Raw genomic sequence first — 26,377 nt, 5'->3', positions numbered from 1 at the left:
AATGCGACGGGTCAGTGGCGTTCCGGACGCGGCGGGCGGCAGTATCGGAAACGGCCGACAAGCCTCTGGCGCGACGCGGAAATGCGGCTATGCTTGGCGCCGCAGGCCACGGCGGGGATGGTCGGAGGGCGAGGGCAGTTCATGGCAGTGGTCGACCACAGGGAAGTCCAGTTCTCGCGGCCAGTGCGCCAGATCTTCCTGATGCTTTCGGTGCTGGGTCTCGTCGCGGTCGCGGGTTTCTTCCTGTTCCGCGAGATCGAGCAGGTCTTCTTCGCCAACCCGTATCTGAACGGCGTCATCATCGGCATCTTCGTGATCGGCGTGATGGCGACCTTCTGGCAGGTGGGCCAGCTGATCGCGGCGATGCGCTGGGTGCGCTCGGTGCAGGCGGGCTACAAGGGGATCGAGCTCACGCGCCCGCCGTCGCTGCTGATCGCGATGGCGCCGCTGGTGCGCGAGGGGGGGATGCAGAAGCGCATCGCCACCAGCTCGACGCGCTCGATCCTCGACTCGGTGGCCGCGCGGCTCGACGAGGCACGCGACATCACGCGCTATATTGCCAACCTGCTGATCTTCCTGGGACTTCTGGGCACGTTCTGGGGTCTGTCCAAGACCGTGCCGGCGGTGGTGGACACCATCCGCTCGCTGGCGCCCGACGCGGGCGAGGTGTCGGACGTCTCGGTCTTCGACCGGCTGATGACGGGGCTCGAGAGCCAGCTCGGCGGCATGGGCACGGCGTTTGCCTCGTCGCTGCTGGGGCTCGCGGGCTCGCTGGTCGTGGGCATGCTCGAGCTGTTCGCGGGACACGGGCAGAACCGCTTCTACCGCGAGCTGGAGGAATGGCTGGCGTCCTTCACGCGGCTCGGCCTGATTTCCGAGGGCGAGGGGCCGGAGGGGCCGCTGGTCGCGCTGCTCGAGCGGGTGGACGAGGGGCTGGAGAAGACCGTCGAGTTCGCCGCCCGCGCCGAGGCCGCGCGGATCGAGGCCGAGAACCGGCTGGGCCGCGCCGCCGACGTGGTCGCGCAGATGGCCGAGCAGATCGACCATGAGCGCAGCTCGGTCGCGCAGATGGTGGCCGAGATGCGCGAGGCGCGCGAGAACCAGTCGGGCCGCGACCACGCGGTGCTGGCGGTCCTGAAGCGCATCGACCAGGGCCAGTCGCAGTCGGCATCGAGCCAGGCGGGAATGGTGCAACTTCTGGACCGGGCGCTGGAGAGCCGGCGGCAGGTGCTGGACAGCGAGACGCGCCAGCATCTGCGCAATCTCGACCACCAGATGCGGCAATTGCTGGATGAACTGGCATTGGGCCGGCAACAGTCGGTCGACGCGATCCGGGCCGAGCTGCGGCTGCTGATCCGGCTGATCGACGAGCGGACCGGCGGGCCGGGTGGAGCCGCCTGATGGCCCTGACCCGCCGCTCGGGAGCGCGCTTCGAGGCCACGATCTGGCCCGGATTCGTGGACGCGATGACCGCGCTCCTGCTGATCCTGATGTTTGTGCTGTCGATCTTCATGATCGTGCAGTTCAGCCTGCGCGAGACCGTCACCGGACAGACCGAGACGATCCGCACGCAGGAGGACGAGATCGCGCAGCAGGAGAGCGAGATCGACAGCCTCTCCTCCCAGCTTGCGGCGCTGGCGGACGTGCTCTCGCTGGAACGCGCAGGAAGGGCGGCGGCCGAGGCCGAGGCGGGCGAGCTGCGCTCGACGCTGACGGAGTCGCGGACCGAGGCCGACCGGCTGACCGCGGCGCTGGCCGCGATGACCGAGGCGCGGATGGCGGCCGAGGCGAAGGCGGCGGAGCTGTCCGGCGAGCTGTCGCAGACGGTGGACGCTCGCGACGCGCTTGCCGCCGCGCTTGCCGCCGCGCGGGGCGAGATCGACGCACAGGCCGAGGCCGCGCGGCTGGCCGCGGCCCGGCGCGAGGCGATGGAGGCGCTGATCGCCGATCTCGAGCGCGGCAAGGCCGAGGCCGAGCAGCAGGGCGCCCTGCGCGCCGACGAGATCGAGCGGCTGCGCGCGGCCGAGGCCGAGGTCCGCGCGCAGCTGAGCGCCGAGGAGCAGGCGCGCCTCGTGGAAGCCGCCGCCGCCGAGGCGCTGCGGCGCAGGCTCGAGAACTCCGAGGCCGAGCTCGACGCGATGACGCTGGCGCTCGAATCCGCGCGCAAGGAGGCGGAGGAGACGCTGACGCTGCTCGCCGCCGCCGAGGCCGCGAAGCGCAAGCTGGAGGCCGAGACCGGCGAGACCGCGAGCGCGCTAAGCCAGGCCGAGGCGCTGCGCCGCATCGCCGAGAGCGAACTGGCGCAGGCGGAAGCCCGCTCGGTCGAGGAGGCGCGCAAGGCTGAACTCCTGAACCAGCAGGTCCGCGCGCTGCGCGATCAGCTCGGCTCGTTGCAGGCGCTGCTGGACGACGCCGCCGATCGCGACCGGAGCCAGAAGGTGCAGATCGCCGAGCTGGGCCAGCGGCTGAACGCGGCGCTGGCGCAGAAGGTGTCCGAGCTGTCGCGCTTCCGTTCAGAGTTCTTCGGGCGGATGCGCGAGGTCCTTGGTGGGCGCGGCGACATCCGCATCGTCGGCGACCGCTTCGTGTTCCAGTCCGAGGTGCTGTTCGACGTCGGCTCGTCGGAACTCAACCCGGCGGGGATTGCCGAGCTTGCCAAGCTGGGGCAGGTGCTGCGCGAGGTGTCGCAGAACATCCCCGAGGGGCTCGACTGGATCCTGCGGGTGGACGGGCACACGGACGCGACGCCGATCCGCGGGCGCGGGTCGTTCGGCAACTGGGAACTGAGCCAGGCCCGGGCGCTGTCGGTCGTGCGCTACCTGGTCGAGCAGGAGGGCGTGCCGCCCGAGCGGCTGGCCGCCACCGGCTTCGGCGAATTCCAGCCGATCGCGGAAGGCGACAGCCCCGAGGCGCTGGCCCGCAACCGCCGAATCGAGTTCAAGTTCACCGAGCGTTGAGGCTTCAGAGCGCCCCACCGCCCAGGATCGCCAGCCACAGCGTGATGGTGACGATGCTGGCCGCGGTGCCGAGCAGCACGGTCGAGGCGGCAGTGCCCACCGCGCGGTCGTACATCGCGGCGAAGACATAGCCGTTGACCCCCGTTGGCATGGCGGCGATCACCACCGCGGCGCGCACGAACTCGTCCGGCAGGCCGAACACATGGCGGCTGAGCACAAAGGCGATGAAGGGGTGCAGCATGAGGCTCAGCGCCGCCGTCATGCCCGCCTCGCCCAGCTCGGCCCGCAGGCGGTAGCGCGTGAGCACGCCGCCCAGCGCGAACAGCGCGACCGGCAGGGCGGCGGCGGCGATCATGTTGATGGTGGCGGTCACGGGCTCGGGCAACGGCACCCCGGTGAGGTTGAGCACGAAGCCGAGCGCGATCCCGAGCGTGAGCTCGTTATGGAACATCGCGCGCGCGGTGCGGCGCAGCGCCAGGCTGACCGGCGCGCCGTCGCGGCGCGAGAACTCCATCGTGAGGATGCCGACGAGATAGCCGAAGGGTGCATGAAAGGCGATGATCGCGAAGGCGGGCGCCAGCGCCTCCTCGCCATAGGCGCGCGTCATCACCGGAACGCCCAGAAGGACCGTGTTCGAGAAGAAGGCCGAGAAGCCGACCGCGACCGACTCGCCCGGCCGCCGCCCCCAGATGCGCCGCGACAGCACGATCCCGCAGACGAAGGCCGCAAGCGAGCCGATGTAGAACGAGGCGAGATGCGCGAGCACCAGCACCGCGCCCAGATCGAGCCGATAGATCGCGCGGAACAGCAGCACCGGCACGGCGATGCCGGTGGCGAAGCGCACCAGTGCGTCGATGCCGGCATCGGGAAAGATCTTCGAGCGCACAGCAGCATATCCCGCGCCCACCACCAGGAAGACCGGCAGCACGATCAGGAAGAGGCTGAGGAGCGCGTGCATGGGCCATGCCTCTCGAGGGTGAGGCCCCGGCCGGGCAGGGCCTATGGCGCCGCCCCGCCGCGACCCCGGGAAGGCGCCCATGACCTGCGGCCATGGGCGGGGGCGTGTGGGTGTCGTCGTGCCCCGCCCCGGCGCTCAGCCGGTGGCGGGGAATTCCAGCACCAGCCCGTCATGGGCCGGCGTCACGTTGGCGGGCGTCTGGGCGTTCAGGGTCTCGTAGTCGAGATCGACATGCATGTTGGTCAGGATGGCGCGGCGGGGCGCTGCCTGCTCGATCCATGCGAGCGCGGTCTCGACATTGGCGTGGCTGACATGCGGCGTGTAGCGCAGCGCGTCGGTGATCCAGGTGTCGATGCCGCGCAGGGCCTCCCAGGCGGCGTCCGACATGGCCGAGATGTCGGGGGTGTAGGCCAGCGGCCCGACCCGGAAGCCCAGCGCCTCGATCTCGCCATGCGGCACCAGGAAGGGCTCGAGCGTCAGCGCGCCCCCCGCACCGGCGATGGTGACGGGCCCCTCGATGCGGCAGAGGTCAAGGATCGGCGGGTAGTTCGAGCCGGACGGCGTCTCGAACACATAGGCAAAGCGCGCGCGGATCATCGCCTCGGTCCGGGCGTCCATCCAGGCGGGCAGCCGCGAGCGGCGGTTGAACACCACCATGCGCAGATCGTCGATGCCGTGGCAGTGGTCGGCGTGGTCGTGGGTGAACACGACGGCGTCGAGGAGCCCGGCGCCGGCGCGCGCCAGCTGCTCGGCGATGTCGGGCCCCGCGTCGATCAGCACCGAGGTGGCGCCCTCCGCGTCCACCCGCTGCACGAGCAGCGCGCAGCGCCGCCGGCGGTTGCGCGGGTTCTCGGGGTCGCAGGCGCCCCAGTTCGGCCCGGCGGGGCCGATGCGCGGAACGCCCCCCGACGAGCCGCAGCCGAGAATGGTGAAGCGGAGCGTCGCACCCATCAGGCGGCAGCCTCTTCGCCCGAGCGGGCGGCCTTGGCGAACAGCCGGTCGAAATTCGCCGTCGTCCGCGCGGCGAACCCGGCCGCGTCCAACCCCAGGTGGGCTGCCATCGCGGCGGCGGTGTGCGCGACATAAGCGGGCTCGTTGCGCTTGCCGCGGTGCGGCGGGGGCGCGAGATAGGGGGCGTCGGTCTCGACCAGCAGGCGGTCGAGGGGCGCGGCGGCGAAGATCTCGCGCAGCGTGCCGGACTTGGGGAAGGCCGCGATGCCCGAGACGGAGAGGTAGAAGCCCAGATCGAGCGCGGCGCGGGCAAGCGCCTCGCCCGACGAGAAGCAGTGCATGACGCAGGCATAGGCGCCCGCCCGGTGCTCGTCGGACAGGATGCGGGCCATGTCCTCGTCGGCGTCGCGGGCATGGATGATCAGCGGCAGGCCGGTCCGGCGCGCGGCCTCGATGTGGATGCGCAGGCTTTCCTGCTGCGCGGCCGCGCTCTCGGCGGTGTAGTGGTAGTCGAGGCCGGTCTCGCCGATGCCGACGAATTTCGGGTGGCGGGCGAGGGCGACGAGCTGCTCGACGCTCGCCAGGGGCTCGGCGGCGGCGTTCATCGGGTGGGTGCCGGCGGCATAGAACACGCCATCGAACGCCTCGGCGATGGCGCGCACCTTGGGCTCGTGGCGGAGCCGCGTGCAGATCGTCACCATGCGGGTGACGCCCGCGGCCGCCGCGCGCGCCACGACGGCGGGCAGTTCCTCGGCGAAGTCGGGGAAGTCGAGATGGCAATGGCTGTCGACCAGCCGGGGCGCTGACATCGGGCTCGCGGGCTCCTCAGGCGGGGTTTCAGGCGGTGTCACGCGGCCGCGCGGGCGCGGGCCAGGGTCTCGTCGAGGTCGAGCAAGGTATCCATGATGGTCTGGGCGGGGTCAAGATTGACCGCGCGGGCATGCGCGGCGTTTGCGGCGATGCGGCTGGCCGCATCGGCCCAGAGGGCCGCCTGCGCGGGATGCTGCGCGACGCGGGCGGCGAGCGCGGCCTCGCCCCGCGCCACCTCGATGTCGATCGGCAGGCCGGCCGCGTGGCGCGCGAGCCGTCCGGCGACGATCAGGATCAGGTCGAGCGCGAGCGCGTAGCGCGCCTCGGCGCCCCGTGCGCCCAGCGTCTCGGCCAGCGCGATCATGGCGGCCCGGTCGACCCCGGAGCCCCCCGCGAGGCTGGCAACGAGGCGCTGGCAGAGATCGAGCCCCTCACCCTCGATCAGCCGCAGCGCCGCGCCGACCGAGCCGCCGGCGAGCGCGGCAAGCGCCCCATGCTCGGCCTCGTCGACCGGAGCGCCCGCGGCCGCGAGCGCCAGTGCGAGGTCGGACGGCGCGAGCGGCCCAAGGTCGAGCGTGCGGCAGCGCGAGCGGATCGTGGGCAAGAGCGCGGCTGGCGAATGCGAGACCATGAGGAAGGCAGTGCGGGCAGGGGGCTCCTCGAGCATCTTCAGGATCGCGTTCTGCGCCTGCACGTTCATCTCGTCGGCGGCGTCCACGATCACCGCGCGCCAGCCGCCATCGGCCGCGCTGAGCCCGAGGAAGCGGCGCAGGTCGCGCACCTCGTCCACGCGGATGACTGTGTTCGGCCGCCCCCGGTCGTTGAGGCCGCGGCGAAGCACGGCAAGGCGCGGCTCGGCACCCGCCCGGATGCGCGTCATCACCGGGCATCCGTCCGGGATGTCGAGCGTTTCGGGGACCGCCGCGCCACCTGCCGTGGCGTCGCCGAACAGCCCGCCTGCGGGTTCGTCGGCGGGGGCCGCGATCAGCGCGCGGGCGATGCGGTAGGCGAGCGTCGCCTTGCCCACCCCGCGCGGGCCGCGCAGCAGCCAGGCGTGATGCAGCCGCCCGGCGCGCCAGGCCTCGAGGAAGCTCCGCTCGGCGGGGGCCTGTCCGACCAGCCGGGGACTCTCGCGCGGATGCGGGTATCCCGCGACCCGGTCTGGCTCGGGCGGCGTGTCGGTCATGGCGCGGGCGCCCCGGCAAGCGGCGCAACCTCGGCCCATATCCGCGCGGCGACCTCGTCGGGTGCTGCGTCCGCGCCGATCACGCGGCAGCGTTCGGGCGCACCTGCGGCGATCTCGCGGAAGGCGGCGGCGAGGCGCGCCTGGAAGGCCGCGCCCTTGCGTTCGAAACGGTCCTCCCGCGGGCCGGGGGCGCCGACCGCCCGGCTTGCCGCCCGCGCGATGGCGGCGTCCGGCGGAAGGTCGAGCACCAGCGTGAGGTCGGGCTCGATCCCGATTGCGAGCGCGTGGAGCCGATCCACCAGATCGCGCCCCGCCGCGCCGGCGACGCCCTGGTAGGCGCGGGTCGAATCGGCGAAGCGGTCGCAGACGACGATTGCCCCGCGCGCCAGCGCCGGGCGGATCACGCGCTCGACATGGTCGCGCCGGGCGGCGGTGAACAGCAGGATCTCGGTCTCGGGCGACCACCGGGCGGGATCGCCCTCGACCAGCAGGCGGCGGATTTCCTCGGCGCCCGGCGCGCCGCCGGGCTCGCGCGTCACGACGACCTCGCGCCCCAGAGCCCGCAGGCGCTCGGCGAGGAGGCGGGCCTGCGTCGACTTGCCCGTGCCGTCGATCCCCTCGAGGGTGACGAACAGGCCGCGCCCGCCGCGATCGGCCGTGCCGGCGCGCATCCGCCCCTCAGCCTTGCGCGGCGCCAAGGGCGCGGCGCATCAGCAGGGCCGCCGCCGCCTCGATGCGGCTCAGGAAGCCGCCGGGCGCCACGCTTTCGGCGGCGACCAGCGGCACCGCCTGCACGGGCATGTCGGGGATGGCGATCTCGATCCGGCCGACCGGCGTCCCCGCCTCGATCGGCGCGGGCACCGGGCCGTCGTAATGGACGGTGAGGCGCGCGCCCTCGATCGCGCCGAGCGGCGCCGTCACCACGACATCGCGGGCGGGCGCGAGGGGGACGCGCTTGCGCTGGCCGATCCAGACCTCGGCCTCGGCCACCGGCGTGCCGGCGGCGAACAGCGTGCGCGTGTCGAAGGCGCGGAAGGCCCAGTTCATCAGTCGCTCGGTCTCTCGCTGGCGCTGGGCCATGCTCTCGAGCCCGGTCACGACCAGCATCAGCCGCCGCTCTCCCCGCTTGGCAGAGGCGACGAGGCCATAGCCCGCCTCCTCGGTATGGCCGGTCTTGAGCCCGTCGGCGCCGATGCCGGCGGCAAGCAGCGGGTTGCGGTTCTTCTGGGCGATGCCGTCCCAGGTGAACTCGGTCTCGGCGAACATCGGGTAGAACTGCGGGAAGTCCTCGATGATCCGTATGCCCAGCAGCGCGAGGTCATGCGCGCTCATGTAGTGCTCGGGGTCGGGCCAGCCGGTCGCGTTCGCGAAATGCGACGCGGTGAGGCCGAGTTCGGGCGCGCGCTTGTTCATCAGCGCGGCGAAGGCGGTCTCGCTCCCGGCCAGCGCCTCGGCCAGCGCGACTGCGGCGTCGTTGCCCGACTGCACGATCACGCCGCGCAGCAGGTCCTCGATGCGGACGACCTCGCCCTCGCGGATGAACATCTTCGAGCCGCCGAACGAGGCAGCATGCGCCGAGGTGCGGAACGAGTCGTCGGGCGAGAGCCGGCCCGCCTCGATCGCCTCGAAGACCATGTAGAGCGTCATCAGCTTGGACATTGAGGCCGGCGGCAGCGGCTCGTCGGCGTTCTTGTCGAGCAGCACGGCGCCCGAGGTCATGTCGATCAGCACCGCGGCGCGGGCGGGCGTGGTCTGGGTCTCGGCCCGCGCCGCCGACGCGAGTCCGACCAGCATCGCCGCCACCGCCATGAAGATCCGGGCCGCGGTCATCGCCTGTTTCATCGTCCGCTCTCCTCGTCCTGCCCGCATCGCCGCGGTGCCCGCCGCGCCGGGTCTCATTCGCTCACCAGGCGGGCGTCGCGGATGCCCATGTCCTCGATCATTCTCAGGGCCCTATCACGTTCGGCCTCGCTGCCAAAGGGGCCGGCGAGCACCCGCGTCAGCGCCCGGTTCTGTCGCTGCAGCGGAATGCCCTCGGCGGGGATGTCGGCGTTCGCCAGCCGCGCGATCAGGCGGGTGCTGTTCTCGGGCACGCCGAAGATGCCCACCTGGATGAATCCCCCGGCCGCGGGATCAGCGCCGTCCTCCGACCAGGCCGGGCCGGCATCGTCCGCCGCGACCGACGCCGCGTCCCGCACGCCGGCGCGGTCGGATGCGGGCGCGGCGGGGACGTCGGTCTCCGGGCCATCGCTGCGCGCATCATTTGCCGGGGATTCCTGGGGTTTGGTATCGGCTGGGGGCTCGGCGACCGGCGTGGCGACATCCGGCATGGCGTCGCTGCCGGGATCGGTCGGCGGGGGCGCAGGCGGGGCAGGGGTGTCGACCCCCACGGGCGGCTGCGCGGTTCCGGTCTCGGCCTGCTCGCGCCGGGCTTCGGGGCTTGCCTGCGCGTCCGCGTCGCTTCCGGTCGCCGCATCCGGCCCCGGTGCCGCTGCCTCCGGCGTGTCCGACGTCGCGACGTCGTCGCCGGGGACGTCGATCTCGAGCGCCACGACCGGGACGGGCTCGCCTTGCGTTTCCGGCAGGTCGGGCCGGCGCAGCGCCACGATCACGAGGTCGGCAGGGCGGTTCACCCGCATTTCCAGCGCCTGAGCCGCCTCGGACGAGACCTGGAGCGGCGCATCCGGGGACATGCCCTCGCGGCTGTAGAGCGCGCCGTCCGCAGCCTGCCCGTTCGAGAGGTTGAAGATGCGCGCCCTCATCGTCCGGGGCGCCGCCGAATGCGCGACCCAGATGCCGGCGAGCGTCCGCGCGCCGTTCCAGCGCGCCTCGGACTGGGCGGCGAACTGGTCCGGCGCGAGTTCGAGGCGGCTGTCGAGCCGTCCGTCGAACGTGCCTGCATAGAGCGCCGGATCGACCTGGGGCAGGGCGGGCGGCTGCTCCGGCGTGGCGCTCCCGCCCAGAGACACGGCGGTGGCTTTGGTGGGCTCGGGCGTCCCGGGCGTCGCCGGGGACTCCGTCAAGGCGGCGAGGTCGCCCCCCTGCGCCGGCTCCACGGCCGCCGGCTCCTCCGGGAGGCGGGCCGCGTCCGGATTGGGCGGAACGGGGCCATCAGGATTATCGGTGGCAGCAAGCTCCGCGTCCGGGCCTTCGTCGCTCGCCATCGCGGCGATGGCGTCGCCATCCTCCGGCAAGGCAGGCACGGCGGAGAGGTCGGGCGCGGGCCCTCCGGCGCTCGCCTCGGCCGTTTGGGGGGGCGGGGTGCTGGCGGGTGCGCTCTCGGATCGAGATTGCTCGGCGGCCGCGGCAAGCGCGCTGTCGATCGCCTGATCGGCATCTGACGCGGGTGCGGCCTGCGCGGGTCGTGGTCCCCCGCCCGCGCCGGATCCGGCGCCGGGCGCATCCGGCGGCGGCACGCACCCCGCAAGCCCCGCCGACAGGATGGCGGGTATCAGCCGCCGCATCGCACCCGCCGAGTCCGACGCCCGAACCGCCATTCCGGATTTTCCCGCCTGCCTCTCCGTTTTGCCGCCAGTCTAGCCAACGCCCCCTCGCTTTGAAAGGATCCCGCCGGCCTTGGCAGCCTCTTGCCCGGCCCGGCGGGGAGAGGTTAAGTCGCTCGACGTATGGAAGGGTGGCAGAGCGGTCGATTGCGGCGGTCTTGAAAACCGTTGAACCGAGAGGTTCCGTGGGTTCGAATCCCACCCCTTCCGCCACATAAATAATATAAATATTTGATTTTAAAAGAAAAAATTATAAATCATAAGGATCGATCCACACTTCGATCCACGTCGCAGATCAGCATCGCCCACTCCCGTAGCGATTCCCGCTGACCGACCCACTATCTGCGAATGATCGGGCCACTTGTCGTGAGGAGAATTTTGTTCTTTTCGTTCTTGAAGCGACGGCAACCGGTCACGCTAGGCTTCCGGCTGGTACGAAGTCTGCAGATCTTCGCCGCCGTTTATGCCTCCGTCCACAATCACTCCAACCGGGAACGCAGCCTTTCCCGCAGGGACGTCTTCAAGCCGAGCCGCGCCGCGCCGCCGCACTTGCCGAGTGGCGTCAACTCGGCGTTGCTTGAAAGACCTCTTCCCCGGCAGAATTGAGACTGGTTCGCATTCGTCTGCCAGCACCGCCTAGCCACTTTTGGGCTTCCGACGGCCATGCATCGATAGCACTGTTCCGTCCATGAAACCGAACGCCACTGTCAATATGGCACGACCGAAGCGGAACGCATCGCATAGCTGACGGCGACCTCTGCCTGTCCGTCGGCGTAGCGAACGTCCTGCACCGACTGGTCGGACTCCATGACTCCGGTGACCCAGACGGGGTCATAGAGGCCCCTGATTTCGACGCCGTCGGGATGGACCACGTGGATCAGCTGGTTGGCGGGCGGCGGGGGCGTGTGGATGCAGGCGCCGACCGTGGGAACGAGCAGGAACTCCACTGCCTTGCCGTCCTTCATCTCGAGCGGCAGGACATATCCGGGAATGCGGATCTCCTGACCGATCAGCGCCTCGTTCACCGCGGTGGCGGCAAGTCGGCGCGGCATTGTCAAATTAAACTGATCTGATAGCCTGACGCTGGCTTGGAGAGGTTGGCTGGCGGCGTTCTGGAAAGCTTTTTGCTTTACAGCTAGGCGTTTCATGGTCCTCTCGCACAAGCGAGGGAGGGGAAAGATGGCCCCCGCCGGTTAATCTGACAGTGCCCGAACATCTCATCGAGATGCCATCGCCAGCGGCTCGAGCGCATGCCCTCGATCCGTCGCTTTCGGATTTCCGCCGCGAACATCGGCCCGAACCTCTGCCACCAGAACCGGATCGTCTCGTGGCTGATGTCGATGCCGCGCTCGTGCAGCAGGTCTTCAACATTCCGCAGCGACAGCGGGAAGCGGACGTAGAGCATGACCGCCAGGCGGATGATCTCGGGTGACGTTTTGAAGTAGCGGAAGGGGTTGGGTTTGCTCATGCCACGAGGGCAGGGAGGCGGCTATTCCGCCTCAAGCCAAGTTCCTTTGACATTGCCGCTCCGACAGCTCCTCGGGCGGCGTGGAAAGGGCACCGACGGCATGTCGGCCGGGTGCCATCACCATCCGGGTGCATTCACGAGTTAGATCGCGCTCTCGCGGGCGAGATCGACATAGATCGTCTGAAGTCGGCGGGTCAGAGATCCCGGACGGCCGTCGCCGAATGTCGCCGCGTCGATCGACAGAACCGGGCAGACATAGGTCGAGGCGCCGGTGAGGAAGGCCTCTTCCGCCGCCTTTGCCTCGGCGAGCGTGAAGAGCCGTTCATCGACCGCGAGGCCATGCTCGGCGACGAGCGCGATCAGCGCCTTACGGGTGCATCCGTGCAGGATGGAGTCCGACAGGGGGCGCGTGACCAGCCGGCCGTCGCGGACGAAGAAGAAGCTCGTCGCGGCACCCTCGGTCACGATCCCGTCCTCGTGGAGCAGGGCCTCTTGGCCACCGGCATCGCGCGCGGCCATCTTGGCGAAGACGCTGCCCATAAGCCCCACGGTCTTGATGTCGCGCCTCCGCCAGCGCTGATCGGGGGCCGAGACCATATGAATGCCGTTCTCGATCTCGGCGCGGAAGGCTTCGGACTTGTGCTGGGCGAAGCCGAAGACGGTGGGTGCCTCCTCCCCGCTGGGCAGAAAGTCGCGGTCGCCAGAGCTGCCACGGGTGAACTGCATGTAGACGAGGCCCTCGGTCACACCTTCGGCCGCGACGAGGCGGCGCATCACATCGAGGATGCCGTCGTGGTCGAGCGGACAGGTCATCCCCATTTCGCTGAGAGAGCGGTCTAGCCGCGCCATGTGGCCCGGAAAGTCGATCAGCTTGCCGTCGATCACCCCGCAGACCTCGTAGATCGCATCGGCGAAGAGAAGGCCGCGGTCGAAGACCGAGACCTTCGCTTCGGCCGCGTGCAGGAACCTCCCGTTGAGATAGACGGTCTCAGGCATCGTCGAGGCCCATCTGCGCGCGCGATGGCACGACCGGTTCGCCCGCGCCCACCCTGTCCGTGATAAGCGCATAGGCCTCCGGCCGGCGGTGGCGCGCGAAGTTGAAGATCTCGGTCCGGGCATAGGCTGCCAGCTTCATGTCGCAGCGTGCGGTGATGAGTTCGTCTTCCAGCGTCGCGGCCATGGCGACGACCTCGCCAAGGGGCGATACGATCATCGACTGGCCGATCATCGGGTAGCCGCCCTCGACCCCGCATTTCGCCGCCGCGGCGACCCAGGTAGCGTTCTGATAGGCGCCCGCGCGCAGCGAAAGCTCGTTGTGCATGTTGGCCTGCGCCGCAGCCTGGTAGGGCTCGCCGAGGCCGGTCGGCGTGTTGTAGCCGAGGGCAATCAGTTCCACCCCCTGCAATCCCATGACGCGGTATGTCTCGGGCCAGCGGCGGTCGTTGCAGATGCACATGCCGATCTTCGCGCCCATGGTCTCGAAGACCGGGAAGCCGAGGTCGCCCACATGGAAGTATCGCTTCTCGAGATGCTCGCCGAGGCGGCTCGGGTCGGGCTCGGCATGGCCCGGAAGGTGGACCTTGCGATACTTGCCGACGATCCGACCTGTCCCGTCGACAAGGATCGCGGTGTTGAAGCGGCGGTTTCCGGCCTTCTCGGCATAGCCGAGGTAGAAGCCGATCCCGGCCGCCGCCGCGGCATCGAACAGAGGCCGGGTCTCGGGGCCCGGCATGGCGTCCTCGAACCAGGCGTCGAGCGCAGGCTCGCCCGGCTCGTAGACCCAGCGGGGGAAGAAGGTGGTGAGCGCAAGCTCGGGGAAGACCACGAACCGGCAGCCGCGCGCCTTCGCCTCGGCGAGGAGCGCGAGCATCCGCCTCACGACCGCAGCGCGGCTGTCGATCTTCTGGATCGGCCCCATCTGGGCCACGCCGGTCACGAGCGCTTCCATCAGCGAGCCCTTTCGTCGGGATGACGCGCCTGCCAGTGGCGCGCGATGTCGTCGCGCCGGGCGATCCAGACACGGTCGTGGCCCGCGATGTGGTCGAGGATCCGGTGCAGCGCCCCGATCCGCCCCGGCCGCCCGATCAGGCGCGCGTGGAGCCCGACCGACATCATCGCCGGCCGCTCGCCCCCCTCGGCATAGAGCTGGTCGAAAGTGTCGCAGACATAGCGCGTGAACTGTTCCCCCAGCACGTAGCCACCTCCGTCGCGGGCAAAGCGGCTGTCGTTCGTGTCGAGCGAGTAGGGGATCATCAGAAGCCTCGGATGGTCGGGCGACCAGTAGGGCAGGTCGTCGTTGTAGACGTCCGAGGAATAGAGGAACCCCGCCTCGGCCGCGAGCGCGTAGGTGTTGATCGAGGGAAGGCCCGCGTAATAGCCGAGCGGCCGCTCGCCGGTCAGGCGTTCGACCTGGGCGATGGATTTCGCGATCATCGCGGCCTCCTCGGCGCGCGAGAGCTTTGCATAGTCGATCCACCGCCAGCCGTGGGGATGGAGGTCGAAGCCCGCGTCGATCATGGCTTGCAGGGGCTGCGGCGTCAGCTCTCCCGCCCGGCCGACGAGGTTGACGGTGGCGGGCAGCCCGCGCTCCATGAAGGCCCGCAGGAGGCGCCAATAGCCGACCCGCGATCCGTATTCGTAGGAATGCTCGATATTGAGGTCGCGCCCGCCGATCACCGGAGGCACGACGACGTCCGAGATCCGCGTCTCGGATTGCGCGTCGCCCTCGAGGATCGAGCGCTCGCCGCCCTCCTCGAAATTGATGCAGAAGTTGACCGCGACCCTCGCTCCGCCCGGCCAGTCCGCCGGCGGTGGCGCGTCCGCGTAGCCGATGAGGTCGCGCGTCGGCCCGGTCACGGCTGCTCCTCGCGGTCGAGGATCGCGACATTCAGCCAGCGGATCTCGGTCTCGCCCCGCATGCCGGCCTTGGTCGCCGGGTCGTTCGCGAAGAAGGCCTCGGCATCCGCGCGCGTCGGGAGGTCGAGCAGCAGCACGCTGCCGGTCTTGGTATTCCCGTCATCCGTGCGCAGGCTGCCCGCGCAGAGGATCACGTCGGTGTTGGCGAGCTCGTAGGCCCAGTGCGCGTCCATGACCGCCTGGTCCGCCCGGATGCGCGGGCCATATTCGTTGTCGTTGCTGACGATCAGCCAGGCCATTCGTCTTTCCCTCTCAGTGCACCCGCACGCTCTCGATGCCGTCCGCCTCGACCGCCGAGGAGACGAAGCTCGCGAGCGTCCTTTCCTCGTCATAGTTCCAAGGCGTCCCGCGGTGGAGCGTCGCGCGCTGGTCCCAGACGAGAACGTCGCCCGGCCGCCAGTCATGGGAATAGATGGCGTCGCGCGCCGTCAAGGCGGCCATGAGCTCGTCGATCAGCGCGGCTCCCTCGGCCTGGTCCATCCCCGCGACGCCCGCGACATGGGCGCCGAAGAGCAGTGCCTCGCGCCCGTTGACCGGGTTGGTCCAGACCGCGCGCCAGGGCGTGTCGGGGTATTTCGTGTAATGCGGCAGCGCGCCGAGCCGCGGGTCGACGAGGCTGCGCGAATGCGAGAAGCGATGGATGAAGACCTTGTCGCGCACCCGCTCGCGCAGCGCCTGCGGGAGCCGTTCCCACCCCGCCCGGGTCGAGACGACCTCGGTCGCGCCCCCGCCCGAGGGCGGGATGACATAGCCCACCAGCACGTTCGAGATCGCGGGCGTCGGCAGGAAGGTGCTGTCCGCATGCCAGAGGAAGTTGGCCTTGAGATCGAGAAGTCGCATCTCCGGGTCGCCGACCAGCGCGCCGGTCGCCGACCGGTTCGAGACCATCGGCCGCTCGACCGGCGTGCCTATGACCGCGCCGCGCAGGTCCTCGAGCGGGCCGAAGAGCTCGGCGACCCGGCGATGGCTCGCCTCGTCGAGTTCTTGCCCGCGGAAGAGGAGGAGCGAGTGCTCCTCGAAGAGCGCGCGGATTGCGCCGAACGCCTCGCGGTCGAGTGTCGCGAGATCGACGCCGTGGACCTCGACACCGAAATCGGGATGCAGAGCAATGGTGGAGAACATGGGCGGCCTCTTCACGAGATCGGAGACCTTCTCCCCGATCGGATCTCATGACGCTATCGCTTGACCGCGCCTGAAACCAATTTCAATAATTCACCGATAACTTGAAAGTTCTGCATCAATATGCCGGCGCTCTCTCTTGCCCATCTGCAGATGCTTGTCGCCATCCGCGAGGCGAGGACGCTGAGCGCGGCCGCCGAGAGGCTGGGCCTCACGCAATCGGCTCTGACCCACCGGCTGCGCGAGGCGGAGCGGCGTCTGGGCGTCATCCTCTTCGCGAAGGTTGGCCGGCAGTTGCGCCCGTCTGCCGCGGCCGAGATCCTCACCGAGACGGCCGAGCACGTGATCGACCGGATCGAGCTTGCCGAGCGCGCCGCCGCGGCATCGTCGCAGGGCGTCCGTCACATCGTGCGTCTCGCGGTCTGCGACTACAACGCCTATCACTGGCTGCCGGGCTTCCTCGCGGTCTTCACGGTGCAGCACCCGGATATCGAGATCGAGATCGAGCCCGGCACCATGGCGTCGACGCTTCGCCAGCTTGCCGAGGGGCGGCTCGACATCGCGCTCGTCCCTGCAGCGCGGGACGCGTCGCCCGCCGACGCGATCGCGCTCTTCGACGACGACCTCGCCGCGATCGTCTGGCCGGGCCATCGGTTCGACGGTCGGGCGAGCGTGAGGGCCGCGGATTTCGACGCCGAGACCTACCTCACCTATTCGCTCGAGGCGCGCGCCGGCTTCGAGTCGGAGCGGCTCTGGTCCGCCGATGGCACGATGCCGGTGCGCAAGCGAAACCTCGGCTCGGTCGATGCGGTCTGCGAACTCATCAAGGCCCGCGCGGGCGTGTCGATCCTCAGCCGGTGGGGCGTGACCCGCGAGCTCGCGGCGGGCTCGCTCGTCGCAACGCCGCTGGCCGGGCAGGGCATCCCGATCCGATGGTCGGCGCGCATCGCATCCGGGCTCGCTGCCGACGCGCCGGTGCGGCGTGTCGCGGAAGCGATGCCGGCATGGTTCGAGCGGGCAAGCTCATGACGGCCGGAGCCCCGGCGGGCCGTGGCCTCGGATCGGCACGGGCACTGTCATGTGTGGACGTATATGGACCCCGCCTCATTGCAACGGTTTGGCTGGTTGTGGTCGGGTGTCACGATTTCTGACGTATATCCGGCCTCTCTGAGCGGCCCGATAGATCGTCGCCGCAAGCCCCGATGGGTTTCCGCGCGCTCCGTCCTCAATGCCTCCGAGACATCGGCTTTCGCCGTGCCGGTCCACACATCAGGCTCACGAAGCGACGGGCCGTGACCCTTTCTCCATCCCCTGCCAGTTTGCTGCAATGTCTCTGGGGGCGAGCCCTCCCTTTTCTATATTCTCGGTGCAGTCATCAGGCCGCCAGGGCCGTCCGGGCGGGCTGGTACGCGTTGCCGCTCGCCAGGACCGACCATACGATCCTGGCGTTCTTGTTGGCGAGCGCGACGGCCACGACGTTCGGATGCCGCCGCTCGCGCATCCGCCCGATCCATTGGCTCCGCGCATCCTGTTTGCTGCCGGCCTTTCCGAGGACGGCCCGGGCGCCGTGGATCATCAGCGTCCGGATGTAGCGGTCGCCGCGCTTGGAGATCCCCAGCAGCCTCGCCTTGCCGCCGCTCGATCTCTGCCGCGGGACGAGCCCGAGCCAAGCCGCGAACTCTCGGCCGTTCTTGAAGCAGGTCCGATCTCCTACCGACGCGACCAGCGCGGTCGCCGTGACCGGGCCGATGCCCTCGATCCTGCCGATGCGCCGGCACATCTCGTCCGTGCGGAAGAACTCCCTGAGCCGCCGGTTGTAGGAGGCAATGCGCCGGTCGAGGTCGGCGAGCTCCTCGCGTATTTCGCGTACGAGGTCGCGCATCAGAGCACCGAGACCAGCGTCGTCGCCATTGACGATTTTCGTGAGGGCGCTCCTCAGGCGGGAAATGTCGCGCGCGATCGCGATGCCGTGCTCGGCCAGCAGCCCGCGGATCTGGTTCACCAGCCGCGTCCGGTCGGACACCAGGCGCTGGCGGATGCGATGCACCGCCTGCAGCGCGAGCTGGTCGCCCGACTTCTGCGGTACGAACCGCATGGACGGTCGGCCGACCGCCTCGCAGATTGCCTCGGCATCGTTGCGGTCGCTCTTGTTCGATTTCACGTAGGTCGTCACGAACTGCGGAGACATGAGGCGCACCTCATGCCCGAGATCGGACAGCACTTTGGCCCAGTAGTGAGCGCCGCTGCAGGCCTCCATGCCCACGAGACACGGAGGCAGATCGGCGAAGAACGTGGCGACCGCGTCGCGGCGCAACGTCTTGCGCAGAACGACCTGCTCCTCAGCATCAACGCCATGAACCTCGTAGACGTACTTCGCCAGGTCGAGACCAATCCGAACGATCTGCATGAATTCCTCCTTCTTCGCAGCCGACGTTCGAAAGCTCCCCTCCGGTGGCGGCGGGGTCCATACCATTGGCTCCGGTTGTGCAAGGGTTCGGTTGAGTGAGTGTCGATCGCAGCGGGGAGCGGTCATGTGTCCGGCCTGTTCACGCGGCGCACTCGACCGCTGGCCCTAATGAAGTCCGCGTGCAGGGTCCCAATCAGACCACCGAGCTTCGACGCCCTGACAGCACCTCGGGGTGTCCCGGCAGCGGTCCCGTTCGATCATCATCACTCACGTCTGTCCTTGCATCCTGTCGCGGCGGCCTGCGGTGCCGCGTTTCCTAGTCTAATCTCAGGCCGCGGTCGGGGCCTTGTAGCTTTCACCCCGGATCAGCAGCGCCCATGCGGTCCGAGCGGTCTTGTTGGCGATCGCGACGGTGACGAGCCGGGGTGGCTTGCGTTCGAGGAGCGATCGCACCCAGGCGCCGGTTCGGGTGTTGATGGTTGGCGCTCTTCGTGTCACCGAGGTGGCGCCGACGACGAGCAGGCGGCGCAGATAGCCATTGCCCATCTTGGAGACCGGTCCCAGTCGCTCCTTGCCGCCCGATGAGTTCTGTCGGGGGACGAGCCCGAGCCAGGCCGCGAACTGTCGGCCGGACCGAAAGACGGAAGGATCAGGCACGCTGGCGGCGAGCGCCGTGGCGGTGATAACGCCGACGACGGGGATCGTCTCGAGCCGCTGGCTTGCGAAGCTCTTTCGGTGCCAGCTCATCAGCTGTCGCTCGAGGTTGCTGATCTCTTCGGCCAGGCTCTCAAGCTGAGCCCCTAAGGCCAGAAGGGCGGATCGGGCGACCTCCGGGAGACACAGATCATCCGGATCGCTCAGGCGCCGCACAAGCTCGGCCACCTTCCGCGGACCCTGCGCGGCGATGATCCCGAACTCGGCCAGGTGAGCACGGATGGCATTGAGGATCATGGTTCTCTGGCGCATCAGCAGATCGCGTGACCGGTGCAGGGCCAGGATACTCTGCTGCTCCTCGGTCTTCACCGGCACGAAGCGCATGTTCGGACGGGTCACGGCTTCACAGATCGCCTCGGCATCCGCCGCGTCGTTCTTCTGCCGCTTCACGTAGGGCTTCACGTAAGCCGGCGGAATTAGCCGGACCTCGTGGCCAAGCGCCGCAATTTCCCGCGCCCAGAAGTGTGACGTCGGACAGGATTCTATGCCGATCAGGCAGGGCTCAAGCTGGCCCAGAACGGCGAGCAGCGCGCCTCGCCGAACCTTCTTCTGCAGCACAATGGTGCCATTCCGATCAACGCCATGTAGCTGGAAGACAGACTTGGCCAGATCGATCCCGAGTGTTGTAATCTCCATGTGGTCGCCTCCTTCCTTTGTTGGCGTTCACACAGCACCAACTTGGCACAATGCGATGCCGGCGGGGTGGAGCCGTCCACACCATCAGACCAATGCGAACCAGTCTCAGATTGGCTGTCAACGTCGGCCTTCAGGCTGCGCCGAGCTTGCGCCACTCCTCGAGTGCGGCGGTTCTGTTGACCTTGAACATGTGCCGGCTTGAAAGGCTGCGTTCCTGATTGAAGTGGTTCGAGACGGAGGCGTGGACAGCGGCGAGCTTCTGCAAACTTCGTATCCGCCGGAAGCGGAGGATCGCTCGTTCCCGTCGTCGAAGTGGCAGGTGTGAGTTCTCAACACGGTTGTTCAACCAGCGCCCGGTAGACTGAATATCCGACCCACCAAGCTCGCGCAGCGCTGCGCGGCACGACGGCAGGCGATCGGTAACGATCTCATCCGGCCGGCCGTATCTGCGCATCAATTTCCGGAGGAATTTCAATGCCGCCATCTTGTTCCGACGTTTCGTGACGACGGCCTCGAGAACCTCGCCCTCATGGTCGACAGCCCGCCAACGGTAATGCCGCTCTCCGCTGATCTTCACGAACACCTCGTCCACGTGCCAGCGCCAGTTCGAGAAAGCACGCATCCGGTCGGCGCGCTTTCGCCGGATCTTGGCCGCGAAGATTGGGCCGAACCGATGCCACCAGAAACGGATTGTCTCGTGGCTCACGTCGACGCCGCGCTCATGCAGAAAGTCTTCGACGTTCCGCAGCGAGAGCGGGAAGCGAATATACATCATCACGGCCAGGCGTATGATCTCCGGGCTGCTTTGGAAGCCCTTGAACGGGTTCGATTTGCTCATCCCGGGACGCTATGAACCCGCCCCGTCTGGCTCAAGCCGGAAGTTTCTGACAGTGTCCACTTTGCGCGAAAGCGCCGTTAACTTGCCAATACCTCATGGCCCATCCGCGTCAGTTCGCGCGCCTAGTGATGAGCGCCGCCGCAAGCCTCGAGCGCCACCAGACATCTGGGCTGATGCTCAAAGAACTCCAGCACTTTCCCGCGCGTAATTCGGCGGCTGAACAGCTGCTGACCTTGCGCGTCTGCCCCATGCGCCTGAAAGACATTCTTCGCGATATCCAGACCAATTACAGTAACCTCGCTCACGGACGCCTCCTCTCATAGGTGCTCAACAACACCTACCCTGGCACATCGATGCCGCCGGGGGGCGTCCACCCCATCATCATGATCGCCAGGCGGAAGATTTCGGGTGACGTCTTGAAGTAGCGAAATGGATTGGGTGTGGTCATGCCACGAGGGTAGGGAGGCCGGCATCCCGCCTCAAGCCGAGTTCTTCTAACAGGCCCATCCGGCTTGCTCTGACCAATTCGCCCTCCACGAGCCTCCGCCGCTCGCACCCTCAGAACCACCACTCAAGAGTCAGTTCCACGAAGTCGGTGTCGTTTGCGGGGCCGGTCGCTCGGATGAAATCACCGGCGAAGAAGTGTGTGTACTTCGCTGTGAAGGCCAGGTCTTCGACGATCTCGTAGCTTGATTTCATGGATATGGCAGACCCAACAAAGCGCTCGCCGCTGCCGTTCGGCGCCCGAACGATCTGCCCGCCCGGCGAGTAGACGCCGTCCTTGGTCTTCATCCGCCAGAAGAAGTTCACATCGGTTGTCAGAGACCATCTGTCGGTCGGATGGATGATCAGAAATGGGCGGAAGTTGAAGAAATTGCGCGGCCCCAGGATGGGAGCCTCGGAGAAGAGGTCGCCCCTCGGGAAGAGCGGGTTGAAGGTCCCGAGATCGGGATCGGACGGGTCCGCATCGCCACTGGCTATGTTGGCGCTCAGGGCAACGCGGGGTCGCCACGGGACATCCGCGAGTCTAAATCCAGTGTCCGAAGCGACGAACCATGCGGCGATGTCGCCCCGGCCGAAGGATCCGAACTGGTAGACGGCCTCCCAGTCCCAGTCCCACGCACCGATTGCGCCCCAGAAGCGGGCGCCAACTGTGTGACGCTCCTCCTCCGCCGTGCCCTGCACGTAGGCCGCCGCATCATCGTGAAAGCCGAGATAGTAAAGATCGAGCGCGCCAGCAGGGAGGCGTTCGGAGGCTCCGGTCGCATAGACGCCCCACAGGATCTGATCGTCGTTCCATGCGTCGTCGAATACTCCCGGCCGAGTCGCGCGTGGCGAGCCGGCGAAGCCATCGATGCGCCAATCAGGAACCTCGAGGATCGTGCGAGCCGCATCGAAGGTGCGGCGCACGTTTTGCCCATCACGCGCGTCGATGAGTCGGCTCGCACCGTAGCGGAGTTCCTGCCGGCCGATGCGTAGGGTCAGGTCCGACGCGTCGGTTGGCGCGACGGAAAGATCGACCAATCCGTTCTGCAGCGCGAGCCGGTTTTCATCGACGGGGCTCGGCCCGCCTTCGCGCCCCGTCTCGAGGCCGCTCGAAAGCTCGCCGAAGATCCGGAGATGGGGTCCGAGGTGCAGGTCGCCGTGAATCGTGTAACGTTGCAGCCAGACACCCGCCTCGTCTTGCGGACCGGCGCCGAACAGCGGGTCCTGAGTGTATTCGTAGCGCTGGCGGACGCCGCCGCCGAGGCTGAGAAACATCCGCCCCGCGTCATCGAAGGAGATGAACTTGATCGCGCCGAGAAGACCATCACGGTTCGCCGGGTCTCGGAAGCACGCGATATCGTCGTCGTAGCGCAGCTTGCCCACCGCGACATGGCACGCCTCGCCAGCATGGGCAGCAGACAACGCGAGCGGCGGCGCTGCAAGCATGCAGCAAAGCGTGAGCGGGCTCGTTGCATGCATGCACCGGAAGATCACGCGTCTGGCGCGCCAAATCCGATCGGAAATGCGCCTGATCTCGGCCGCGAAGATTGGCCCGAAGCGATGCCACCAGAACCGGATCGTCTCGTGGCTGACATCGATGCCGCGCTCATGCAGGAGGTCATCGACGTTCCTGAGCGAGAGAGGGAACCGGATATACACCATCACGGCCATGGGGATGATCGCTGGGCTGCTTTGGAAGCCCTTGAACGGGTTCAATTTGCTCATCCCGAAACGCTACGAACACGCCCGGCCCAGCTCAAGGACGATCCTTCTGACAGGGCCGATCGGATAACGGGCCCGAGTGCCCCGTCGAGCAGCTCGTTGCGCTTCTCGGGCGCCAAGGATGAAAAGCCGACGACATTCACGGAAGGGCGAGGCGAGAGCAGTCATGTGAGCGACAAGACGGGTTGGCCGCTCCGCTCGCGATCTGGTTGACGATGGTCCGCTTACGCGCTCGGCACGTCACGGCCCGAAGGCTCAGATGTCCTCGTTGCGTCTTGGACGATAGCCCTGATTCTTCAACCTCGGGGTGATGATCGAGCAGACCACCAGTTGTCGCCGCTATGTTCGTTGCGGCTCCTAAAGCGTGGACTTGAGCATAGAGGGCCTAGCTATGGGGAGTTGGCGAACGCCTGCGCCCAAAATCATGAGCGATAAGTGCCTTGCTCGGCATGCTGTCCGGCCACACCCTCGCACAATTCGAACGTGTGTTGGTAATCCGCCGCAATTGTGTGTCATTCTGAATCAGTTCGAGATGGGTATCCCGGACCGAGTATGTAGCGTAGAGGTTCCGTATGCGTCACGCAGAGATGCGCGAGATTGACCGCGCCGTGTCGAGTGCCTTTGAGATGGTGAAGGATTTCGCCAGTTCCGATGTGGGGAGAAGGCTTTCCCCGACCCAGCTTGTCAGTGTCATTGCCATCGCATCTGCCGAAGAGGCGGACCGTCTCGGCATGCCCAGACGGTTCACGACGGCGAAGCTTCGAGAGGTCGCCGATGCACTCGATCACGGATGATTCTCTCCGCATCCGATGATCAGTACGGCTCCCGGATCGCCACCCCACTGCTGCGGGAGCCGCTCCCATTTCGGAATAGAAGCCCAGGATAAGAACCCGGCCACTTAGCGGGCCGCGATTGGAGGCCAGCCAGTGCCATGTCCCAACGACAGAAATGCGCATCGGTAATCGCAGGATCGGAGGGACGTCAGGACTACGCGTTGACCTCGAACAAGTCGGGCAGACGGTAAAAGGTGCATTCGGTCATTAGCAAGGTTAGAGACCGCGCCCGGCGGGATGGAGCGCCATGAGTAGGAGGACGGCCGATGCAACCCACCGGAGCAACTGGGCGGCACTACATGGTCGGAGGCGGGATCGCCGCCCTGTCGGCGGCCGTGCTTCTGGTCCGCGACGGCGGTGTGCCGGGTGACCGGATCACGATCGTCGAACATCGGGGTACGGCGGGGGGCAGCCTTGACGGGTCCGGGGATGCCGAGATGGGCTATCTTACCCGGGGCGGGCGCATGTTCGAGCCGAACTTCGTCTGCACCCTGGACCTGCTGTCCGGGATCCCGGCGCCCGATGATTCCGCGTTCTCGGTCAGGGACGACATCATGGCCTTCAACCGCATGGTACCAGGCCGGGCAGAGTGCCGCATCGTGCGCGACGGTCAAAAGGCCGAGGACCGCTACAGCCTCGGCCTCGGCGCGGAAGAGATCGTGGCGCTCAACCGCCTCCTCCTGATGCCCGAAGGGCGGCTCGAGGGGCGCAGCATCGAGGACTGGTTCGCCCGCGACTTCTTCGGCACGAACTTCTGGATCATGTGGTCTACCATGTTCTCGTTTCAGCCTTGGCATTCGGTGGCCGAGATGCGGCGCTACATGCGGCGCTTCTTGCACCTGTTTCCGGGCCTTGCGAGGATCGAGGGCATCCTGCGAACGCGCTACAATCAGTACGACTCAATCGTCGCGCCGATCCTCGCGTGGCTCTTTGGGCACGGGGTGGAGGTGAGAACTGCCAGCAGCGTGGCCGATGTGACCATCGAGGGTGACAGGGACGGACGGCGGGTGACGCAACTACATCTGTCCACTGGCGATGTCATCAAGATCGCCCCCGAAGACCGGGTCTATCTGACCCTTGGCTCGATGACCGACGCCACCGTGACCGGCGACCGCGACGCCCCGCCGCCCTTGGAGGACACCCCGTCGCCCGGCTTCGACCTGTGGCGGCAGCTTGCCGCCCGCCACGAGGGGCTGGGACGGCCAGAGGCCTTTGCTGGTCATCCGGACCGGACCTCCTGGACCTCATTCACGGTCACGCTGGCCTCGCCGGCTTTCGTGACCTTCATGGAGGATTTCAGCAGCAACCGCACGGGTACCGGCGGTCTGGTCACCTTCGCGGACTCCGGCTGGCTCATGTCGATCGTAATGTTGCACCAACCGCATTTCCGTGGGCAATCCGCCGGTAGACCAGTGTTCTGGGGCTACGGCCTGCGTGGCGACCGACACGGCGACGTGATCGCCAAACCGATGGCGCAGGCGACCGGCGGGGACATCCTCAAGGAACTCGCCCATCAGCTTCGGCTGACAGAGGAACAGCACGCGGAGTTCTTCGGCGAAGCAAAAGTCATCCCCTGCCGGATGCCATTCATCACCAGCCAGTTCATGCCGCGGCAGACGGGCGATCGGCCGCCGGTGATCCCGCGCGGCGCCGAGAACTTCGCCGTGATCGGCCAGTTCTGCGAGCTGTCGCGCGACTGCGTCTTCACGGTGGAGTATTCCGTGCGCTCGGCCTGGACGGCGGTGCACCGGCTGACCGGATCGGTTGCAGCCCCGCCGCCCGTTGTGCGCAGCGACCGCGACCCTGGCGCACTCCTCAGGGCGGCCATGGTCCTGTTCTCAAGCTAGCCAGTGGCGCGCAGAGGCAGACGGCCATACATCACGACCGCCAGGCGGATGATCTCGGGGCACGTCTTGAAGTACCGGAAGGGGTGGTGTCTGCTCATTCGGCGAGGGTAGGGTGCCTGGTCTCGCCCCTCAAGCCGGGTTTCCTTGACAGAGCCAAAAATGATTGCCGGAAGTTGTCGATCCCGCTTGCTTTGCCAACGCAGTTAGTAACGGCGCGGCCCTCTTGGAATGGCTGGCGGCTTGAGGTTGCACTCTGCGGCAGCGGAATTTACCAGCGGCAGCTGAGACATGACAAAGGCAATGGCGGCAGGTGGGAAGCGATCAGACGCTGCCGTCAGTGAATTGTCGAGCGAGCGACAGCCTCTTGCAGTGGGACGACAGTCCTTGATGTCGGCCGAACCACTTTCGCCTCCCCAGCAACACGCGGATGGTTCGCCCGACTTCGCGATGCCTTCAAGGAGCATGGCGCCTTCGACGCCTCCATCTGACTCGCGAATTGCTGGAACGATCAAAGAGTCCGCCTCGCCATTAAAGTCGCTGTCGATGACCTCCCAGAATCTATTGGCAAACCTAAGCGCCTCGTCACCTCTGGGTGCAATACTCATCGGACCGATTAGGAAGGCGAAGTAATCGACCCGGCCATCACCATTTCGATCAAACACATAGCCCCAGTCGAGCGTAAGCAGATCAAAGCCAGGCGGGGGATTTTTCTTGTCGACGAAACGAGGCCTCAGCCAGATCCGGCGGCGCACGTCGCCAGTACTGTCGCTTGTCATAATCGCCAAAGCCGCGTCGCCTTTCCTGAAGCCTGCAAACGCTAGATATCCGGACGCGCCGGTGGGTGCGTGCCGAACTTTCGCCTCGCAGAGTTTCTTAAGGCTCTGTTCAGATGGCGCATGATCGGACTGGTCGATGACGCCTCGGTGAAATGCGAAGAGTTCGCTTCGCATTGAGCCTCCCCAGACGATTTGGTCCACCTCTATGATGAAGCAGAGGAGGATCGAGAATGGCGAACAAGCACCACAA

General features: G+C 67.6%; 24 protein-coding genes, 1 tRNA gene and 4 pseudogenes. 7 read left to right on the top strand and 22 right to left on the bottom strand.

The window, feature by feature from the left end; genetic code table 11:
* Positions 1–141 precede the first annotated feature (141 nt).
* Positions 142–1,401 carry a biopolymer transporter ExbB gene (locus M1105_RS18705; protein WP_249581901.1) on the top strand — a complete coding sequence of 420 codons (1,260 nt, stop codon included), beginning with the start codon at positions 142–144 and terminating at the stop codon, positions 1,399–1,401.
* Positions 1,401–2,957 carry a peptidoglycan -binding protein gene (locus M1105_RS18700; protein WP_249581900.1) on the top strand — a complete coding sequence of 519 codons (1,557 nt, stop codon included), beginning with the start codon at positions 1,401–1,403 and terminating at the stop codon, positions 2,955–2,957. Before M1105_RS18705 ends, M1105_RS18700 begins: the two co-directional genes overlap by 1 nt.
* Positions 2,958–2,961: 4 nt before the next feature.
* Here M1105_RS18700 and M1105_RS18695 read toward each other — a convergent pair whose 3' ends face one another.
* From M1105_RS18695 to M1105_RS18665, 7 genes are all read right to left on the bottom strand, one after another.
* Positions 2,962–3,915 carry an AEC family transporter gene (locus M1105_RS18695; protein WP_249581899.1) on the bottom strand — a complete coding sequence of 318 codons (954 nt, stop codon included), beginning with the start codon at positions 3,913–3,915 and terminating at the stop codon, positions 2,962–2,964.
* Between the two features lie 135 nt (positions 3,916–4,050).
* A complete protein-coding gene (locus M1105_RS18690; RefSeq protein ID WP_249581898.1) occupies positions 4,051–4,866 on the bottom strand; it encodes an MBL fold metallo-hydrolase in 816 nt (271 codons plus the stop codon).
* The gene (locus M1105_RS18685; RefSeq protein ID WP_249581897.1) at positions 4,866–5,675 is read right to left on the bottom strand and encodes a TatD family hydrolase; all 810 of its coding nucleotides are present in this window, start codon (positions 5,673–5,675) and stop codon (positions 4,866–4,868) included. Before M1105_RS18685 ends, M1105_RS18690 begins: the two co-directional genes overlap by 1 nt.
* 38 nt (positions 5,676–5,713) lie before the next feature.
* The gene (locus M1105_RS18680; RefSeq protein WP_249581896.1) at positions 5,714–6,862 is read right to left on the bottom strand and encodes a DNA polymerase III subunit delta'; all 1,149 of its coding nucleotides are present in this window, start codon (positions 6,860–6,862) and stop codon (positions 5,714–5,716) included.
* Entirely contained in the window at positions 6,859–7,533 is a 675-nt protein-coding gene (tmk, locus tag M1105_RS18675; protein WP_249581895.1) for a dTMP kinase, read from the bottom strand. The genes M1105_RS18680 and tmk overlap by 4 nt, the downstream gene beginning before the upstream one ends.
* 7 nt (positions 7,534–7,540) lie before the next feature.
* Entirely contained in the window at positions 7,541–8,704 is a 1,164-nt protein-coding gene (locus tag M1105_RS18670) for a D-alanyl-D-alanine carboxypeptidase family protein (RefSeq protein WP_249581894.1), read from the bottom strand.
* A gap of 53 nt (positions 8,705–8,757) precedes the next feature.
* Complete coding sequence (locus M1105_RS18665; RefSeq protein ID WP_249581893.1) at positions 8,758–10,359, bottom strand: SPOR domain-containing protein; 1,602 nt, start codon at positions 10,357–10,359, stop codon at positions 8,758–8,760.
* Between the two features lie 131 nt (positions 10,360–10,490).
* Between M1105_RS18665 and M1105_RS18660 the strand changes: the two genes are divergently transcribed.
* A tRNA-Ser gene (locus tag M1105_RS18660) sits at positions 10,491–10,578 on the top strand.
* 210 nt (positions 10,579–10,788) lie between these two features.
* Positions 10,789–10,946 (top strand): annotated as a pseudogene (locus tag M1105_RS21035) (IS6 family transposase); the annotation flags it as partial.
* A 126-nt stretch (positions 10,947–11,072) separates the two neighbouring features.
* Here the strand turns inward: M1105_RS21035 and M1105_RS18650 are convergent.
* From M1105_RS18650 to M1105_RS18620, 7 genes and pseudogenes are all read right to left on the bottom strand, one after another.
* Positions 11,073–11,513 carry a DUF3299 domain-containing protein gene (locus tag M1105_RS18650; RefSeq protein WP_249581892.1) on the bottom strand — a complete coding sequence of 147 codons (441 nt, stop codon included), beginning with the start codon at positions 11,511–11,513 and terminating at the stop codon, positions 11,073–11,075.
* A gap of 181 nt (positions 11,514–11,694) precedes the next feature.
* A pseudogene (locus M1105_RS18645) lies at positions 11,695–11,833 on the bottom strand (IS6 family transposase); the annotation flags it as partial.
* A 141-nt stretch (positions 11,834–11,974) separates the two neighbouring features.
* Complete coding sequence (locus M1105_RS18640) at positions 11,975–12,829, bottom strand: D-amino-acid transaminase (protein WP_249581891.1); 855 nt, start codon at positions 12,827–12,829, stop codon at positions 11,975–11,977.
* Positions 12,822–13,781 (bottom strand): N-carbamoyl-D-amino-acid hydrolase, encoded by a 960-nt coding sequence (locus tag M1105_RS18635; protein ID WP_249581890.1) that lies wholly within the window; start codon positions 13,779–13,781, stop codon positions 12,822–12,824. The genes M1105_RS18640 and M1105_RS18635 overlap by 8 nt, the downstream gene beginning before the upstream one ends.
* The gene (locus M1105_RS18630) at positions 13,781–14,689 is read right to left on the bottom strand and encodes a polysaccharide deacetylase family protein (protein ID WP_249581889.1); all 909 of its coding nucleotides are present in this window, start codon (positions 14,687–14,689) and stop codon (positions 13,781–13,783) included. Before M1105_RS18630 ends, M1105_RS18635 begins: the two co-directional genes overlap by 1 nt.
* Complete coding sequence (locus tag M1105_RS18625) at positions 14,686–14,988, bottom strand: YciI family protein (protein WP_249581888.1); 303 nt, start codon at positions 14,986–14,988, stop codon at positions 14,686–14,688. The genes M1105_RS18630 and M1105_RS18625 overlap by 4 nt, the downstream gene beginning before the upstream one ends.
* Before the next feature lie 13 nt (positions 14,989–15,001).
* Positions 15,002–15,871, bottom strand: coding sequence for a TauD/TfdA dioxygenase family protein (locus M1105_RS18620; protein WP_249581887.1), 870 nt, complete (start codon positions 15,869–15,871; stop codon positions 15,002–15,004).
* 120 nt (positions 15,872–15,991) lie between these two features.
* On the opposite strand from M1105_RS18620, the gene M1105_RS18615 reads away from it, so the two are divergent.
* On the top strand, positions 15,992–16,897 hold the full coding sequence (locus tag M1105_RS18615; RefSeq protein ID WP_406600644.1) for a LysR family transcriptional regulator: 906 nt from the start codon (positions 15,992–15,994) through the stop codon (positions 16,895–16,897).
* A gap of 346 nt (positions 16,898–17,243) precedes the next feature.
* Here M1105_RS18615 and M1105_RS18610 read toward each other — a convergent pair whose 3' ends face one another.
* The 6 genes and pseudogenes from M1105_RS18610 to M1105_RS18585 all read right to left on the bottom strand — a co-directional run.
* A complete protein-coding gene (locus tag M1105_RS18610) occupies positions 17,244–18,275 on the bottom strand; it encodes an IS110 family RNA-guided transposase (RefSeq protein ID WP_249581885.1) in 1,032 nt (343 codons plus the stop codon).
* A 327-nt stretch (positions 18,276–18,602) separates the two neighbouring features.
* Entirely contained in the window at positions 18,603–19,625 is a 1,023-nt protein-coding gene (locus tag M1105_RS18605) for an IS110 family RNA-guided transposase (protein ID WP_249581884.1), read from the bottom strand.
* A 130-nt stretch (positions 19,626–19,755) separates the two neighbouring features.
* Positions 19,756–20,463, bottom strand: coding sequence for an IS6 family transposase (locus M1105_RS18600; protein WP_249581883.1), 708 nt, complete (start codon positions 20,461–20,463; stop codon positions 19,756–19,758).
* Positions 20,464–20,585: 122 nt separating this feature from the next.
* Entirely contained in the window at positions 20,586–20,768 is a 183-nt protein-coding gene (locus tag M1105_RS18595) for a hypothetical protein (protein WP_249581882.1), read from the bottom strand.
* A gap of 253 nt (positions 20,769–21,021) precedes the next feature.
* Entirely contained in the window at positions 21,022–22,224 is a 1,203-nt protein-coding gene (locus M1105_RS18590) for an alginate export family protein (protein WP_249581943.1), read from the bottom strand.
* A 249-nt stretch (positions 22,225–22,473) separates the two neighbouring features.
* A pseudogene (locus M1105_RS18585) lies at positions 22,474–22,674 on the bottom strand (IS6 family transposase); the annotation flags it as partial.
* 569 nt (positions 22,675–23,243) lie between these two features.
* On the opposite strand from M1105_RS18585, the gene M1105_RS18580 reads away from it, so the two are divergent.
* On the top strand, positions 23,244–23,465 hold the full coding sequence (locus tag M1105_RS18580) for a hypothetical protein (protein ID WP_249581881.1): 222 nt from the start codon (positions 23,244–23,246) through the stop codon (positions 23,463–23,465).
* Positions 23,466–23,770: 305 nt separating this feature from the next.
* Positions 23,771–25,351: an oleate hydratase gene (locus tag M1105_RS18575; RefSeq protein ID WP_249581880.1), complete on the top strand. Its 1,581-nt coding sequence runs from the start codon at positions 23,771–23,773 to the stop codon at positions 25,349–25,351.
* A gap of 11 nt (positions 25,352–25,362) precedes the next feature.
* Here the strand turns inward: M1105_RS18575 and M1105_RS18570 are convergent.
* Positions 25,363–25,449, bottom strand: a pseudogene (locus M1105_RS18570) (IS6 family transposase); the annotation flags it as partial.
* A 105-nt stretch (positions 25,450–25,554) separates the two neighbouring features.
* Positions 25,555–26,377, bottom strand: an 823-nt coding sequence (locus M1105_RS18565; protein WP_249581879.1) for a hypothetical protein, incomplete at its 5' end; no start/stop codon positions are given.

It is taken from the genome of Thermohalobaculum sediminis, from assembly GCF_023487995.1.
GTDB lineage: Bacteria > Pseudomonadota > Alphaproteobacteria > Rhodobacterales > Rhodobacteraceae > Thermohalobaculum > Thermohalobaculum sediminis.
Note: the sequence above shows the minus strand (reverse complement) of the source record. Positions and strands in the feature narration are given on the sequence as shown.